This is a genomic window from Escherichia sp. WS1450, assembly GCF_046487395.1.
Classification (GTDB): domain Bacteria; phylum Pseudomonadota; class Gammaproteobacteria; order Enterobacterales; family Enterobacteriaceae; genus Escherichia; species Escherichia coli.
The window spans coordinates 34,060-50,062 of sequence record NZ_JBJQJO010000019.1; the positions used below are offsets into that span (position 1 = coordinate 34,060).

At 48.9% G+C, this 16,003-nt stretch carries 15 protein-coding genes, 1 tRNA gene and 1 pseudogene; 6 read left to right on the top strand and 11 right to left on the bottom strand.

Translation table 11 applies throughout. The features are described 5' to 3' along the window. Positions 1-206: 206 nt before the first annotated feature. The 8 genes and pseudogenes from cadC to aspA all read right to left on the bottom strand — a co-directional run bounded on the left by cadC (position 207) and on the right by aspA (position 8,137). The gene (cadC, locus tag ACJHYR_RS19400; protein ID WP_001187199.1) at positions 207-1,745 is read right to left on the bottom strand and encodes a lysine decarboxylation/transport transcriptional activator CadC; all 1,539 of its coding nucleotides are present in this window, start codon (positions 1,743-1,745) and stop codon (positions 207-209) included. A 259-nt stretch (positions 1,746-2,004) separates the two neighbouring features. Beyond that, a pseudogene (locus ACJHYR_RS19405) lies at positions 2,005-2,119 on the bottom strand (integrase); the annotation flags it as partial. A gap of 242 nt (positions 2,120-2,361) precedes the next feature. Next, positions 2,362-2,437: transfer RNA gene (locus ACJHYR_RS19410), tRNA-Phe, on the bottom strand. Between the two features lie 106 nt (positions 2,438-2,543). Next, complete coding sequence (locus ACJHYR_RS19415) at positions 2,544-3,119, bottom strand: transcriptional regulator (RefSeq protein WP_001188520.1); 576 nt, start codon at positions 3,117-3,119, stop codon at positions 2,544-2,546. 36 nt (positions 3,120-3,155) lie between these two features. Then, positions 3,156-4,853 (bottom strand): protein-disulfide reductase DsbD, encoded by a 1,698-nt coding sequence (dsbD, locus tag ACJHYR_RS19420; RefSeq protein ID WP_410233131.1) that lies wholly within the window; start codon positions 4,851-4,853, stop codon positions 3,156-3,158. Then, the gene (gene cutA, locus ACJHYR_RS19425) at positions 4,829-5,167 is read right to left on the bottom strand and encodes a divalent cation tolerance protein CutA (protein WP_000883400.1); all 339 of its coding nucleotides are present in this window, start codon (positions 5,165-5,167) and stop codon (positions 4,829-4,831) included. Before cutA ends, dsbD begins: the two co-directional genes overlap by 25 nt. 114 nt (positions 5,168-5,281) lie before the next feature. Continuing rightward, entirely contained in the window at positions 5,282-6,583 is a 1,302-nt protein-coding gene (gene dcuA, locus ACJHYR_RS19430) for an anaerobic C4-dicarboxylate transporter DcuA (RefSeq protein WP_000961959.1), read from the bottom strand. A gap of 117 nt (positions 6,584-6,700) precedes the next feature. Beyond that, a complete protein-coding gene (aspA, locus tag ACJHYR_RS19435) occupies positions 6,701-8,137 on the bottom strand; it encodes an aspartate ammonia-lyase (RefSeq protein ID WP_000069437.1) in 1,437 nt (478 codons plus the stop codon). A gap of 336 nt (positions 8,138-8,473) precedes the next feature. On the opposite strand from aspA, the gene ACJHYR_RS19440 reads away from it, so the two are divergent. Then, entirely contained in the window at positions 8,474-8,950 is a 477-nt protein-coding gene (locus ACJHYR_RS19440) for an FxsA family protein (RefSeq protein ID WP_001267445.1), read from the top strand. A gap of 15 nt (positions 8,951-8,965) precedes the next feature. Here the strand turns inward: ACJHYR_RS19440 and yjeH are convergent, their stop codons facing one another. Then, positions 8,966-10,222: an L-methionine/branched-chain amino acid transporter gene (gene yjeH / locus ACJHYR_RS19445; protein ID WP_000015852.1), complete on the bottom strand. Its 1,257-nt coding sequence runs from the start codon at positions 10,220-10,222 to the stop codon at positions 8,966-8,968. Positions 10,223-10,497: 275 nt separating this feature from the next. On the opposite strand from yjeH, the gene ACJHYR_RS19450 reads away from it, so the two are divergent. The 3 genes from ACJHYR_RS19450 (at position 10,498) to ACJHYR_RS19460 (ending at position 12,972) form a co-directional block, all read left to right on the top strand. Continuing rightward, positions 10,498-10,791 carry a co-chaperone GroES gene (locus ACJHYR_RS19450; RefSeq protein ID WP_001026276.1) on the top strand — a complete coding sequence of 98 codons (294 nt, stop codon included), beginning with the start codon at positions 10,498-10,500 and terminating at the stop codon, positions 10,789-10,791. 43 nt (positions 10,792-10,834) lie between these two features. Beyond that, positions 10,835-12,481 (top strand): chaperonin GroEL, encoded by a 1,647-nt coding sequence (groL, locus tag ACJHYR_RS19455; protein WP_000729117.1) that lies wholly within the window; start codon positions 10,835-10,837, stop codon positions 12,479-12,481. A 137-nt stretch (positions 12,482-12,618) separates the two neighbouring features. Further along, on the top strand, positions 12,619-12,972 hold the full coding sequence (locus ACJHYR_RS19460) for a DUF4156 domain-containing protein (protein ID WP_000558209.1): 354 nt from the start codon (positions 12,619-12,621) through the stop codon (positions 12,970-12,972). Between the two features lie 49 nt (positions 12,973-13,021). Here the strand turns inward: ACJHYR_RS19460 and ACJHYR_RS19465 are convergent, their stop codons facing one another. Both ACJHYR_RS19465 and epmB read right to left on the bottom strand, forming a co-directional pair. Beyond that, positions 13,022-13,891, bottom strand: a complete 870-nt coding sequence (locus tag ACJHYR_RS19465) for a YjeJ family protein (RefSeq protein WP_001008025.1) — start codon at positions 13,889-13,891, stop codon at positions 13,022-13,024. Positions 13,892-14,125: 234 nt separating this feature from the next. After that, positions 14,126-15,154 carry an EF-P beta-lysylation protein EpmB gene (gene epmB, locus ACJHYR_RS19470; protein WP_000940541.1) on the bottom strand — a complete coding sequence of 343 codons (1,029 nt, stop codon included), beginning with the start codon at positions 15,152-15,154 and terminating at the stop codon, positions 14,126-14,128. 41 nt (positions 15,155-15,195) lie between these two features. Here epmB and efp point away from each other — a divergent pair, with 41 nt between their 5' ends. Then, positions 15,196-15,762 (top strand): elongation factor P, encoded by a 567-nt coding sequence (gene efp / locus ACJHYR_RS19475; RefSeq protein WP_000257278.1) that lies wholly within the window; start codon positions 15,196-15,198, stop codon positions 15,760-15,762. Between the two features lie 51 nt (positions 15,763-15,813). Then, entirely contained in the window at positions 15,814-15,939 is a 126-nt protein-coding gene (gene ecnA, locus ACJHYR_RS19480; protein ID WP_000977754.1) for a lipoprotein antitoxin entericidin A, read from the top strand. Positions 15,940-16,003: the final 64 nt, after the last annotated feature.

Here is a 16,003-nt window from a genome sequence, read left to right on the forward strand (position 1 = left end):
GTTTTTTATTAACACATCAGGATCGCAAGTTGATATCATGAAAAGATAAACATTCAATGTTTACAATGGATTGCGGGACATTTTCTGGTTAAATTTATGTAATAAAAATTATGCGGCAAATAAATTGCCGCAACATATTATACCAACAGAAACATACAAAAACTCAACAATAAATATTGCCGAGCATAAATCAACCCGGGAGTTACTTATTCTGAAGCGAGAAATTTGTCGAGATAAGGTACAACATAAGGAACAGAAGTCTGGAATATACCATTTTCAATCCAGTAAAGGGTGTTTGCCCCTGGGCGTAAATTAAAGGCGGTGAGATATGCATCAGCTGCTTCCCGGTTCATCCCCTTCATTTCATAAACCTTGCCAAGCAACACATAATTTAGCCAGGACATTTCAAGATCAATGCCAGTATTTATCGCCTGGTAAGACTCATCTGTTTTACCTTTTACCAGAGCACTGACCGCTTTTATTTGATATATAATGGACAGGTTATTCAATTCCGGTAGTGTAACAATGTTATCTATTTCTGTGTTCAGTGCTGCTAATTGTTTTTCATCTAAAGGATGTTGAGAATGGCGCACGATATCAACTAATGCTTTTTCTGCTCTCGCGTAGGTAAATTCTGGGGATGATTGAACAATCTCACCTAATAATTCACTGGCACGGTTCAATGATTTATCATCGCCATGCAGTAAATAATCATGTGCCTGATAAAAATTAGTTAATAACGCACCACGATGAGGCAAAATTTGCTGGAGCATCTCCTGCATTCGTTGTGGCCACGGTTGGTTTAACGCTTTTGATAAACTCTGGAGTAAATCATTTTGAATCGCCAGCTGATTACCGTTAGTGATGACATAACGTTTATCCAGCATGGTTGAACCATCTGCATTGTCTACCAATTTTACCGACATAAAGCATTGTTGAGCACGGTATTGGCGCTGATTAACAAACGCAATAGATAATGTTTTACCGGAACTGCTCGGTTCATCAATGTTGTAGTTGATTTTGTCATGCACCATAAAGGTGGAGAAGGTGTTAAGTGATGTCGCCACCAAATCACCCACGCCTATCGCGTAAGAGAGCTGATACGGGGAACTCCAGCTGTTACAACTTTTATTTACCATATTAATGTCAATATCGCGTGGATTGAGCAAAATACGCGATTTGCTCATCGGAAGACGTGTATCAAGACTTGAAAACGCTACCAGTGCTACACAGATACCTAACGACAACAGGAAAAAAAACCATACCCAAAAGGTAGTGAATCGTTTGCTTTTAACTGGGGATTGTTCAGGTGGCGTTGCGGTGTTTTGAATGTTAAGACTGTGGGAGGGAGAATCTGTGTCAGGAACCGCCTCTGGTATAGGGGGAGGCGAAGATAGCATTATTTCCTCTCCCTCTTCTTCGCTGTACCAGATAACCGGCACCATTAATTTATAGCCGCGCTTTGGTACAGTAGCGATATAGACAGGACTATCTTCATCATTATCTTTTAATGACTTACGTAGTTCTGAGATACTCTGCGTCACAACGTGATTGGTGACAATACTTCTCTTCCAGACATTATCGATAAGTTCATCCCTGCTAAGTACTTCGCCACTGTGTTGAGCAAAGAAAACCAGAAGATCGATTAATCTCGGCTCAAGGGTAAGTTGACGCCCATTGCGGCTAATTTGGTTTATGGACGGAGTAACAAGCCATTCGCCAACGCGAACTACAGGTTGTTGCATAATAGAAACTCATTCGAAAAGGGAATGATGCAATGATAATTGCCACAACCTATTTTTACCATCTATAGATGGGTTTATTTACATATTATTGGTGAATGCAAGACGTTATTTTTACCAGACATAAACTTCTTGATCACATAGTATTGAGAAAGGATTTTACTGAGAACCAGAAGTAATATTCCTTACCATCAAAATTCATCATCTTTGCCAAAGAAAAATGTTCAGAAAATAATCCATGGAAAATTGTCCGGAGCGCTTACTATTTTAATGGATTGTTAGTCTTTGCATGAGCAAGCGGACTGATACATTTCTCTTTGTTCTCATTCAGAAAATCTCATCAGTCGGCGTTCAGACCGGTGTTGTGCTTTATGGATGCGTTACGCTCCTGATGACGTCATTTGACATTCAACAGCATCACGGGGTCGCACGACATTTCACGTCAGTCAGCGCTATAGCTCAGGAACAAATTTTCCCGAATTGGGATATACCCGCAAAATGCTGGTGTTGTGGGGAGAATTTGGTTGAGTTCGGTAGAAATGATTTTTAGGCAGAACGCTTAAATTGTGGCGTCCTGAAACGAAAAACGGACCTCCGTGGAGGTCCGTTTATATGAATTTGGTGCCCGGACTCGGAATCGAACCAAGGACACGGGGATTTTCAATCCCCTGCTCTACCGACTGAGCTATCCGGGCAACGGGGCGCATTAAACCGTAATCTGCACATCTCGTCAACCTAATTTCAGTAAAAGCGATTCAACTGCTTAAGATTGCGGCAAATCGCTTCTTTTCTGTGTTTCTGTCAGGTCAGTGCGCCACCCTGGCGGCAGCGAGCGAAGCGCAGGATATCTTCTGCCAGCCGATGTGCGGTGTCGACATCCGCCTGGCTACGATTCACCAGCATTCGGCTTAAACAGCCTTCCAGCACCAGTTCCATCTGCTTTGCTACCATCGCCGGATCGTCAACTTCCAGCGTGGTTAACAGTTCGTGGGTGAAATCGTAGGCCGCGCTTTTTTGCTGATCGGCCAGTTGATGAATAGGGTGGCCAGGATCGGGATAAAACGTACAGGCAGCGATAAACAGACAGCCCGGATAGCGGTTGTTTTTAACGCACTCCGATAACGCCTGATAACGTGCCAGCAGCTTTTGTTCGGCGGTTTGCGTTTCGTCCAGCATCAGCTGACGACGCCAGACATCTATCTGTTGGCTAAGATAACGCAGCGCATCGTAGAGGATTGCCTCTTTGTCTGGCCAGAAACGGCGCAGCTCGTCCAGTGGATAATCCACACGTTCAGCAACCATCTCCAGCGTGGTGTTGGCAATCCCTTGTAATTCTAATAATTTCAGGGCTTCTCCCAGTACATCTTCACGTTGCACGCTATTTTCCTCCGTCTTTCCCACTGCAAGTGTCGTTCACGGTTGGCGATCGCGCAAATGTGCGCTGAAGGTTTCAGCATCCATAAAGCCCGTGACGCGTGCTTGTGGATGCTCCTGGCCTTGTCCGTCAAAAAAGAGAATTGTCGGTAGGCCAAGGACATTAAGATGCTTTAACAGCGCCACATCTTGTGCGTCGTTGGCAGTGACGTTGGCCTGAAGTAATACCGTGTCTGCTAACGCTTTTTGCACCTGCGGGTCGCTGAAGGTGTATTTCTCAAACTCTTTACAGGCGACGCACCAGTCGGCATAGAGATCTAACATCACCGGTTTGCCTTTGGCTTCAACGAGCGCCTGATTTAACTCATCTACCGTTTTGATTTGTGTAAAGTTGAGATGCGTCTGAGTTTGCGCGGTATGCGTCGCACCAAATGCCCAATCCTGAAGTGGGCGCACGCTAACTAATGCCGCTGCCAGCAGGATTATTTGCACCACGCGCATCCAGCCGCGTTTGGCCTGTAGGCTGGTGATAAAGGCCCAGCCAAAGAATGCGACACCAAGCGCCGACCACAAGCGTAATCCCCATATATCACCAATCACTCGCTCCAGCAGGAAGACCGGCAGTGCGAGGATCACAAAACCAAACGCGGTTTTGACTTGTTCCATCCACGGGCCGCTTTTCGGCAGCAGGCGGTTACCAAAGACGGTTATTAGCATCAGCGGCAGGCCCATGCCCAACGCATAGAGATAAAGCGTGCCGCCCCCCAGCAACATGTTCCCGCTTTGGGCGATATACAGCAGAATCGCGCTAAGCGGTGCGGTGGTGCATGGTGAACAGATCAGTCCGGCAATCGCCCCCATAACAAACACACCGCCAGGTGAGCCGCCCTGTTGGCGATTGCTCATCAGCGTGAGACGTGTTTGCAGCGAAGAGGGGAGTTGCAGAGTAAACAAGCCAAACATTGACATCGCCAGCAAGGTAAAGACGATAGCGAGGCCAATGAGCACGTATGGGTGCTGTAGCGCCGCCTGGAACTGTAACCCTGCGGCGGCAACCACCAGACCCAGTGCCGTGTAAGTCAGCGCCATCCCCTGCACATAAATAAAGGTCAGCAACAATGCTCTGGCAGTGGAGAGCCGCTGTTTACCGCCCAGCACGATACCAGAAATCAGTGGGTACATTGGCAGCACGCATGGCGTAAAGGCGATACCAATACCGATCAACAACGCCCAGAGCGCGGAAAAGGGCAATTGCGCGGTGGGCTGCTCTTGCTGCGGAACAGACACAGGCTGTGGCGCTGAGTTGTTGACGACCACTTCGCTTAACGGAACGGTTTTGGTTTCTGGCGGATAACAGAAACCGGCATCAGCACAGCCCTGGTAGGTGACAGTTAACGTCGCTCCCGCACTCGCCTTGTTGATGGTTACGGGAAGCGTCAGCCGATCGCGGTAAATCTCGCTTTTGCCGTAAAACTCATCTTCATGCCAGACGCCTTGCGACAGCTGTACGTCGGCAATTTTCGCGTGTTCCGGCGTAATGCGGATCTGTTTACGGTAGAGGTAATAACCGTCTTTGATCTGCCAGGTCAGATTCAGGTCATGTTGGTTTTGCTGAAAATCAAAAGCAAAGGCTTGATCCGCGGGGACAAATTGTGAACGTCCCGGCGCGTCGAATAATCCGGCAAAAACGGAAGTGCTGCAAAGTAGCAGGATCAGCGTAAAGATGCGTTGAGCCATGAGAGGTAATCTGTGTCTCCGTGTGTAACAGGTAAAACCAGAAGTTCCGGGGTTTGATATGGATGATGAGACTTCAGGCATTCCAGCAGTGCCTGCTGGTGAGATACGGTAGTTTTTAAAATCATCTGCACTTCGTATTCTTGCTCCAGCTTACCTTCCCAGTAATAAAGAGAGGTTGCGCCGGGGATCAAGGTCGCGCAGGCCGCCAGTTTTTCCGCCAGCACTTTGGCGGCTAAATCCTGGGCTGTCGCTTCATCCGGTGCCGTACATAGCACCACGACAGACGCGGTATTCGAACTTTTTTCATCAAGCATAAACACCTCGCAAGAACAGATGGAACCGCAAGAGAGAGGTCACTATACAACGGACGGGGGAAGGATGTTAGTCGGCGGGAAAGAAAGCGGGGCCTGAAGCCCCGCGATTGATCATTACAGCATGAAGCTACCCAGCACGAAGCCGAAGCAAACGGCCAGGGCAACACCCAGAGTACCCGGGATGAAGAACGGATGGTTGAAGACGAATTTACCGATACGGGTTGTACCCGTGTCATCCATCTGTACCGCAGCAACCAGCGTCGGGTAGGTCGGCAGAATGAACAGACCTGACACCGCAGCGAAAGAAGCAACAGCGGTCAGCGGAGAAACGTTCAGTGCCAGAGCCATCGGCATCAGTGCTTTTGCGGTTGCAGCCTGAGAGTACAGCAGAGCAGAAGCAAAGAAGAAGATGACGGCCAGCAGCCACGGATGACCCTGAATCACTTCACCAGCGGTATCTTTGATCCAGTCGATGTTGTTGGAAACGAAAGTATCGCCCAGCCACGCAACACCCAGGATACAAATACAGGCGCTCATACCTGCTTTGAAGGTGCTGGAGTTGAGGATGTTGTCGGTATCGACTTTACAGATAACGGTGGTCAGAGTTGCAACGCTGAGCATGATGATCAGGATTGCGTTGGTGGTGTTCATCAGCGGTTTTTCAACCAGACCCATGCTTGGGCTGTTGATGATTGCATAGATAACCACGCCAACTACGCCCAGCAGGAATAGCCAGACGGACGTTTTTGCACCGGATTTGATTTCAATCTGCTTTTCACCGCGCAGTTCAACCAGGCCTTCTTCCAGACGCTTGCGATAAATCGGATCGTCAGAGAGTTTGGAGTTGAACAGCATAGTGACCAGGAAGGACATCACCAGAACCGCCAGCAGGGTGGACGGGATGACCACGGAGAGCAGATGGAGGTAGCTGATGCCATGACCTTCCATTACGGAAGACATGTAAACCACTGCTGCTGAGATTGGCGATGCGGTGATCGCAATCTGCGCGGATACCACTGCAGTAGACAGCGGACGGCAAGGTTTGACGCCTTGTTCCTTCGCAACTTCAGCGATAACTGGCAGTGTCGCCAGAGAGATGTTGCCAGTACCAGCAAAGATTGTCAGGAAATAGGTCACGATCGGCGCGAGGATCGTGATGTATTTCGGGTTACGGCGCAGCAGCTTTTCTGTCTGATGAACCAGATAGTCCAGACCGCCAGCAACCTGCATGGCAGAAATAGCGGCGATAACCGCCATGATAATGGAAATGACATCGAACGGGATGTTACCGGGTTTAACGCCAATAGCGGCAAGAACCAGCACCCCCAATCCGCCTGCAAAACCAATACCTATTCCCCCCAATCTGGCGCCCAAGAAGATCGCCAGCAAAACTATGATGAGTTCTACAACTAGCATATTAGCCTTCCTTGTTTTTTAACAAGTTGATATTGGATTGTTATTTTTAAGTTACTGCTCACAAGAAAAAAGGCACGTCATCTGACGTGCCTTCTTTATTTGTACTACCCTGTACGATTACTGTTCGCTTTCATCAGTATAGCGTTTTGCTTTGTAAGCCGGGTGCATCAGATTCTGTACGGAGAAAATATCGTCAAGTTCCGCTTCAGTCAACAGACCGCGTTCCAGAACGACTTCACGTACACTCTTACCGGTTTCGGCACAGATTTTACCCACGATGTCACCGTTGTGGTGACCGATGAACGGGTTCAGGTAAGTAACGATACCGATAGAGTTGTAAACGTAACCTTCGCACACTTCTTTGTTAGCAGTGATGCCGTTAATGCATTTTTCCAGCAGGTTGTAGCAAGCGTTGGTCAGAATGTGAACGGATTCAAACATGGCCTGGCCAATGACCGGCTCCATAACGTTCAACTGCAGCTGACCTGCTTCTGCGGCCATGGTAACAGTGGTGTCGTTACCGATGACTTTGAAGCATACCTGGTTAACCACTTCCGGAACAACCGGGTTTACTTTAGCTGGCATGATGGAAGAGCCCGCCTGCAGTTCCGGCAGGTTGATCTCGTTCAGGCCGGCACGTGGGCCAGAAGAGAGCAAGCGCAGGTCGTTACAGATTTTGGACATCTTCACAGCCAGGCGTTTCAGCGCGCCGTGAACCATAACATAAGCGCCGCAGTCAGAGGTCGCTTCGATCAGGTCTTCAGCCGGTACGCATGGGAAGCCAGTGACTTCAGCCAGTTTTTTCACTGCCAGCGGAGAGTACTCTTTCGGCGTGTTCAGACCAGTACCGATTGCTGTTGCGCCAAGGTTAACTTCCAGCAGCAGTTCAGCGGTACGTTGGATATTTTTCACTTCTTCTTTCAGCAGGATGCTGAAAGCGCGGAATTCCTGACCGAGGGTCATCGGTACTGCGTCCTGCAGCTGGGTACGACCCATTTTCAGGATGTCCTGGAATTCGACAGCTTTACGTTCAAAGCCTTCACGCAGTTGGTTAATCGCATCTACCAGCTTAATCAGGGAAGAGTAAACTGCGATACGGAAACCGGTCGGGTAGGCGTCGTTAGTGGACTGACATTTGTTAACATGGTCGTTCGGGTTCAGGTACTGATATTCACCTTTCTGGTGACCCATCAGTTCCAGACCGATATTGGCCAGCACTTCGTTGGTGTTCATGTTTACGGAAGTACCTGCGCCGCCCTGGTAGACGTCTACCGGGAACTGATCCATGCATTTTCCGTTGTTCAGGACTTCATCACATGCGGCAATGATGGCATTCGCTACACTTTTAGGAATGGTTTGCAGCTCTTTGTTTGCCATAGCTGCGGCTTTTTTAACCATTACCATACCGCGAACAAATTCAGGAATATCACTGATTTTGTTGTTGCTGATATAGAAGTTTTCAATCGCTCTCAGAGTGTGAACACCATAGTAGGCATCAGCTGGAACTTCCCTGGTACCCAACAGATCTTCTTCGATACGAATGTTGTTTGACATGTGAACCTTCTTTTTCAAGCTGCCAATGATTTGCTTTAAACACACAGAATATATGTGGTTTCGAATGTTTTTCGACCGACGATTATCCCCTGCATCGACCGAATACCCGAGATCATATGCTGCTTGAGGATTTCTACCGTAATCTGGATCACTTTAAGTGTCGGTTTTTACCCCTTAATTATTAATTTGTGAAATAGATCACCGCTTTGGGATTACTACCAAAAATAGTTGCGCAAACATCTTGAAATTTTGCTAATGACCACAATATAAGCTGAACGCGATTCGCAACCCATTCAGGTAGCCGGGTTTAACCGGCTGCTATTACAGGAGAAACCTTTGCGCTGGTTACCTTTTATTGCCATTTTTCTTTATGTCTATATTGAGATTTCAATCTTTATTCAGGTTGCCCATGTATTGGGGGTATTGCTGACCCTCGTGCTGGTTATATTCACGTCAGTTATCGGTATGTCACTGGTACGCAACCAGGGCTTTAAGAATTTCGTGCTGATGCAGCAAAAAATGGCGGCGGGTGAAAACCCAGCGGCGGAGATGATTAAAAGTGTTTCGCTGATCATTGCTGGTTTGCTGCTTTTATTACCGGGCTTTTTTACCGACTTCCTCGGTCTTCTGCTTTTATTGCCGCCGGTGCAAAAGCATCTGACAGTGAAGTTGATGCCGCATTTGCGCTTTTCTCGCATGCCAGGCGGCGGTTTTAGCGCCGGGACCGGTGGCGGTAATACTTTTGATGGTGAGTACCAGCGAAAGGATGATGACCGCGACCGCCTTGATCATAAAGACGATCGCCAGGATTAATGTCGAAACGCCGGATTATGTGGTTATGCCATTTTCCGGCGTTTTTCGTTTTGGCAGAAACAGCCATAACCCCGCCAGCATGATCAGCGCATAGAGACTTTTCCAGCCGACCATTGCCAGTAACAGAACGCATAACAGCCCGCCAACCACCGCCAGTAGTCGATAACGTCCTTGCAATAATTTACAACCTGCCAGCATGCATAACAGATAAATCATAATAAAGATGCCATTGGCATAAATAATAAGAGCGTCCAGATTGATCTCTAAAGCATGAATCACCAACGTGCTCACCACGCAGCAGCCGAGTACCGCATTGAGGGCATTATTCGGGATATGACGAGAAGAGAGGCGTGCCAGGTAGTGGTCAGGATTATGTTGCGCCTGCGACCAGACCAGGCGGGCGAAGCTCTGTATATAAATGTTGAGACTGGCAAAGCAGGCCAGATAGCCAATCACGCAGGCAATCCATAACGCTCCTACACCGAACAGTTGCACTACAATTTTTGGAAGCGATGCTGCTGCCGCCATTTGTTCACCATAGGCGTCGAAGTGTAAGACGACTACCGTACAGCCCCAGTAGACTAATCCTGCCAGCAGCAGACCAATCATCAAAGCACGAGGAAAATCACGCTCTGGATTTTTAAATTCCGAGGCAAGATGGGCAAATGCTTCCAGACCGACAAAGCACCAGAACATCACTGATAACGCAGCAAATAACCCGGTAAGTTCGATATTACCAGGTGCAGGGAAGGGGATACTCGCAGGTTTGATATCGCCCGCCCACCAGATAGCGACAATCAGCGCGACGATAAGTCCGGCAATAACTGTTTGTAGATTAGCACTGGAACTGGCACCGCGAGTACCGATATACCACACCAGCGCCAGCGTACCGAGTTCTGCCAACAACAGTTGCCAGCTATGCCAGCCAAACATTGCCTGGCCGAACCCGGCAGCAATTTGTAACGCGGCAGGCAAACCCACGGGAATGACCGATAAAAACAACCAGCCGGTGACTCGCTCAAGCCGCGAACCAAACGCCATACCGACGAAGTGCGCGACACCGCCTGCGCTGGGATAGTGGCGACCCAGAATCGCAAACACAATCGCAATCGGGAACACTAAGATAATCAAAACGGGCCACGCCCACAGGCTGTTATTGCCTGCTACCAGTGCAGCTAACGCAGGAACGGCAAACACGCCGGTGCCTAATAATGACGTCGATAGCAGGCCAATGCCCTGGGCCAGCCCCAGTTCTTGTTTGAGTCCACTCATGGGTTGATGTCCGATTGCGCCCAAATTATGGGCAACTGCGTAGATTTTCGATGGTAGCACAATCAGATTCGCTTATGACGGTGATGAAGAAATTGCGATGAAATGTGAGGTGAATCAGGGTTTTCACCCGATTTTGTGCTGATCAGAATTTTTTTTCTTTTTCCCCCTTGAAGGGGCGAAGCCTCATCCCCATTTCTCTGGTCACCAGCCGGGAAACCACGTAAGCTCCGGCGTCACCCATAACAGATACGGACTTTCTCAAAGGAGAGTTATCAATGAATATTCGTCCATTGCATGATCGCGTGATCGTCAAGCGTAAAGAAGTTGAAACTAAATCTGCTGGCGGCATCGTTCTGACCGGCTCTGCAGCGGCTAAATCCACCCGCGGCGAAGTGCTGGCTGTCGGCAATGGCCGTATCCTTGAAAATGGCGAAGTGAAGCCGCTGGATGTGAAAGTTGGCGACATCGTTATTTTCAACGATGGCTACGGTGTGAAATCTGAGAAGATCGACAATGAAGAAGTGTTGATCATGTCCGAAAGCGACATTCTGGCAATTGTTGAAGCGTAATCCGCGCACGACACTGAACATACGAATTTAAGGAATAAAGATAATGGCAGCTAAAGACGTAAAATTCGGTAACGACGCTCGTGTGAAAATGCTGCGCGGCGTAAACGTACTGGCAGATGCAGTGAAAGTTACCCTCGGTCCGAAAGGCCGTAACGTAGTTCTGGATAAATCTTTCGGTGCACCGACCATCACCAAAGATGGTGTTTCCGTTGCTCGTGAAATCGAACTGGAAGACAAGTTCGAAAATATGGGTGCGCAGATGGTGAAAGAAGTTGCCTCTAAAGCGAACGACGCTGCAGGCGACGGTACCACCACTGCAACCGTACTGGCTCAGGCTATCATCACTGAAGGTCTGAAAGCTGTTGCTGCGGGCATGAACCCGATGGACCTGAAACGTGGTATCGACAAAGCTGTTACCGCTGCAGTTGAAGAACTGAAAGCGCTGTCCGTACCGTGCTCTGACTCTAAAGCGATTGCTCAGGTTGGTACCATCTCCGCTAACTCCGACGAAACCGTAGGTAAACTGATCGCTGAAGCGATGGACAAAGTCGGTAAAGAAGGCGTTATCACCGTTGAAGACGGTACCGGTCTGCAGGACGAACTGGACGTGGTTGAAGGTATGCAGTTCGACCGTGGCTACCTGTCTCCTTACTTCATCAACAAGCCGGAAACTGGCGCAGTAGAACTGGAAAGCCCGTTCATCCTGCTGGCTGACAAGAAAATCTCCAACATCCGCGAAATGCTGCCGGTTCTGGAAGCTGTTGCCAAAGCAGGCAAACCGCTGCTGATCATCGCTGAAGATGTAGAAGGCGAAGCGCTGGCAACTCTGGTTGTTAACACCATGCGTGGCATCGTGAAAGTTGCTGCGGTTAAAGCTCCGGGCTTCGGCGATCGTCGTAAAGCTATGCTGCAGGATATCGCAACCCTGACTGGCGGTACCGTAATCTCTGAAGAGATCGGTATGGAGCTGGAAAAAGCAACCCTGGAAGACCTGGGTCAGGCTAAACGTGTTGTGATCAACAAAGACACTACCACCATCATCGATGGCGTGGGTGAAGAAGCTGCAATCCAGGGCCGTGTTGCTCAGATCCGTCAGCAGATTGAAGAAGCAACTTCTGACTACGACCGTGAAAAACTGCAGGAGCGTGTAGCGAAACTGGCAGGCGGCGTTGCAGTTATCAAAGTAGGTGCTGCTACCGAAGTTGAAATGAAAGAGAAAAAAGCACGCGTTGAAGACGCCCTGCACGCGACCCGTGCTGCGGTAGAAGAAGGCGTGGTTGCTGGTGGTGGTGTTGCGCTGATCCGCGTAGCGTCTAAACTGGCTGACCTGCGTGGTCAGAACGAAGACCAGAACGTGGGTATCAAAGTTGCACTGCGTGCAATGGAAGCTCCGCTGCGTCAGATCGTCCTGAACTGCGGCGAAGAACCGTCTGTTGTTGCTAACACCGTTAAAGGCGGCGACGGTAACTACGGTTACAACGCAGCAACCGAAGAATACGGCAACATGATCGACATGGGTATCCTGGATCCAACCAAAGTAACCCGTTCTGCTCTGCAGTACGCGGCTTCTGTGGCTGGCCTGATGATCACCACCGAGTGCATGGTTACCGACCTGCCGAAAAACGATGCAGCTGACTTAGGCGCTGCTGGCGGTATGGGCGGCATGGGTGGCATGGGCGGCATGATGTAATTGCCCTGCACCTCGCAGAAATAAACAAACCCCCGGGCAGAAATGTCTGGGGGTTTTTCTTTTGGTCATCTTTCTAGTATAAGATTCAGACACGGACGACGCGAGTGGCGTCCAGCTCATTGATTATGGGGAATAACATGCACGTAAAATACTTAGCAGGGATTGTCGGTGCCGCGCTACTGATGGCGGGTTGTAGCTCCAGCAACGAATTGAGTGCTGCCGGTCAGAGTGTACGCATTGTGGACGAGCAGCCAGGCGCAGAGTGCCAGCTGATTGGTACTGCGACAGGTAAGCAAAGCAACTGGCTTTCCGGGCAACACGGTGAAGAGGGCGGTTCTATGCGCGGCGCAGCAAACGATCTGCGCAACCAGGCTGCTGCAATGGGCGGTAACGTGATTTATGGCATCAGCAGCCCGTCGCAGGGGATGTTGTCCAGTTTTGTCCCGACGGATAGCCAGATTATCGGCCAGGTATATAAGTGCCCGAACTGATGGGATCCAGAGGCTGGATACTTCCAGCCTCGTAGTAAAACAGATGGGATTATTTCGCCTGTGGTGCAGTTTTGCTGGTGGATTGAACACGTAAGTGATGTAGCGCGCGTAAGCATTGATCCTGGGTTAGCGGTTGGGCGTTATTTGCCGCTACGGTGCGAACATAGACCTGACATGGTACACCCGCGAGTTTTTTCAGTCGTGGGCTGAAATCAAGCATTCGGCGAGTGATCGCCTCCACTTCTTTACCCGGCGTTGCTTCACGCGTTTTCACCACTGCGCCGCTAAATTGTTCTTTGCCACTTTCATCTTTAAAGCGGTAAAGCACCGCCAGATAATGGTTGAACAAGTTATGTTTCCATTCCGGTTGGGAATAGGTGTCATATTCCAGATTGCCATTGTCCTGGCAGTCAACATCGTATAACGGTAGGAAATCTAACAGTGAGGTAATACGTAATGCCAGTTCACGCATTTCCGCATTATTAATTGCATGAATGATTGCTCGCGCCAGCATTTCAATCTGCAATTCATTGATGACTAATTCACATTTGCTACCGTCATGTAGCGTTAATACGAAGGTAAGATTTTCACCCTGATTATCGGTAAGTTCCAGCGTGTTAACCCGACGATTAATATCGGCATTTTTAAGCTCATCAACCAGAATTTCTGGGATATTTTCTGCCATTTTCTTAATGACTTTATCGCGAGCTTGCTCATACTGAAGGCGTGCAGCAGCATCCAGTTTATGCTTTTGATGCAAACGGCTTTCCAGCGCAATCAGAAGGTCGCGCAGTTCCATGACAGACAGAAAGAACAACGATTCTTTATTGCGAGGCTCTTTAATTTTCAGCGCCAGTGCAATGAAATTATTGCTCTTGCGAATAACACCGGTATTAACACCCTTGATGCTTATGGCCATGTAGGTTCTCCCTAACCATTTCTCAATTAAATAATTAATTTTAATTTATAAGCCAGATAAATGGGCTTGGTAGTAATAGTTGTTAAAATAACATAAATAGCCGTGCTCACTCTATATAAACAGAAAAGAAAGGTTAATTATTGGTGTTGGTTATATAAAAAGTAATAACAGCAATGTATATGAATAATTAAAGGTTATGCAACGTGCAAAGATTAAACTTCCCTGTTTAATCAGTTACTGCTGGCGTAGCTGGAGATCCAGCGGCGTTTTGCTGGGTTCGCCGCCAATTTCTCGCGCCAGTTTAGGCACCAGATATCCCGACACCAGTGTCAGCAACTCACGCATAATCTGCCGTGCTTCGTCATCACTCACCATAAAATGCGCCGCGCCCTGTACTTTATCGAGCACATGCAGGTAATACGGCATCACGCCCGCATCGAACAACGCATTACTCAGGTTTGCCAGCGTTTGCGCGTTATCGTTCACACCACGTAACAGAACGCTCTGGTTCAGCAAAGTAACGCCTACCCGGCGCAACTTAGCCATCGCCTGACGGAATGTTTCATCTACCTCATTGGCATGGTTGATGTGATTCACCAGCAAGATTTGCAGCGTAGAATGTGAAAAGTGTTCAACCAGCGCATCTGTGATGCGTGCCGGGATCACAATCGGCAGACGGCTGTGAATCCGCAGACGTTTGATATGCGGGATGGCTTCCAGTTGTGTGAGCAACCAGTCCAGCTCGTGATCTTTCGCCATCAGCGGATCGCCGCCGGAGAAAATCATCTCGTCCAGTTCCGGATGCGCAGCAACATACTCAAGTGCAGTTTGCCAGTTACGCTTGTTGCCCTGATTTTCGGCATAGGGGAAGTGGCGACGGAAGCAATAGCGGCAATTTACCGCGCAGCCGCCTTTGACCAGCAAAAGCGCCCGGTTGTGGTATTTATGCAACAAACCTGGCACTACGCTGTGCTGTTCTTCCAGCGGGTCGGTGGAGAATCCGGGCGCGACGACAAACTCATCTTGCGAGGTAATTACCTGACGCAAAAGCGGATCGTTCGGATTGCCTTTCTCCATGCGATCGATAAATGAGCGGGGCACACGCAGGGCAAACAGCTTTTTGGCGCTGCGTCCGGCCAACAGTTTTTCGTCCGCGTCTATATTCAAAAGACGCAGAAGTTCATCAGGATCGGTCACAACATCGGCAAGTTGCGTTAACCAATCTTCTCTGGATGGGGTATTTAGGGTTACAATATGCGCCATTTTGTGGCTTAGCTACCAATTAACAAATTTCAGAGGGCCTTATGGCAACGTACTATAGCAACGATTTTCGTGCTGGTCTTAAAATCATGTTAGACGGCGAACCTTACGCGGTTGAAGCGAGTGAATTCGTAAAACCGGGTAAAGGCCAGGCATTTGCTCGCGTTAAACTGCGTCGTCTGCTGACCGGTACTCGCGTAGAAAAAACCTTCAAATCTACTGATTCCGCTGAAGGCGCTGATGTTGTCGATATGAACCTGACTTACCTGTACAACGACGGTGAGTTCTGGCACTTCATGAACAACGAAACTTTCGAGCAGCTGTCTGCTGATGCAAAAGCAATTGGCGACAACGCTAAATGGCTGCTGGATCAGGCAGAGTGTATCGTAACTCTGTGGAATGGTCAGCCGATCTCCGTTACTCCGCCGAACTTCGTTGAACTGGAAATCGTGGATACCGATCCGGGCCTGAAAGGTGATACCGCAGGTACTGGCGGCAAACCGGCTACCCTGTCTACTGGCGCTGTGGTTAAAGTTCCGCTGTTTGTACAAATCGGCGAAGTCATCAAAGTGGATACCCGCTCTGGTGAATACGTCTCTCGCGTGAAGTAATGCGGTTGTGGTGCGGCCTGCAGGCTGCACCATCACTTATTCAGGTCAGAGATGATGAAACGCCTTATCGTTCTTGTTTTGCTTGCCAGTGCGCTGCTCACGGGCTGTAACACCGCTCGCGGTTTTGGTGAAGACATTAAACATCTCGGTAATTCCATCTCCCGCGCTGCCAGCTAATTTTTCTTCTCTTCCGAAAAATCATCAGATTTCCATCATTTTTGGTGATGTTGTCTATTATTAA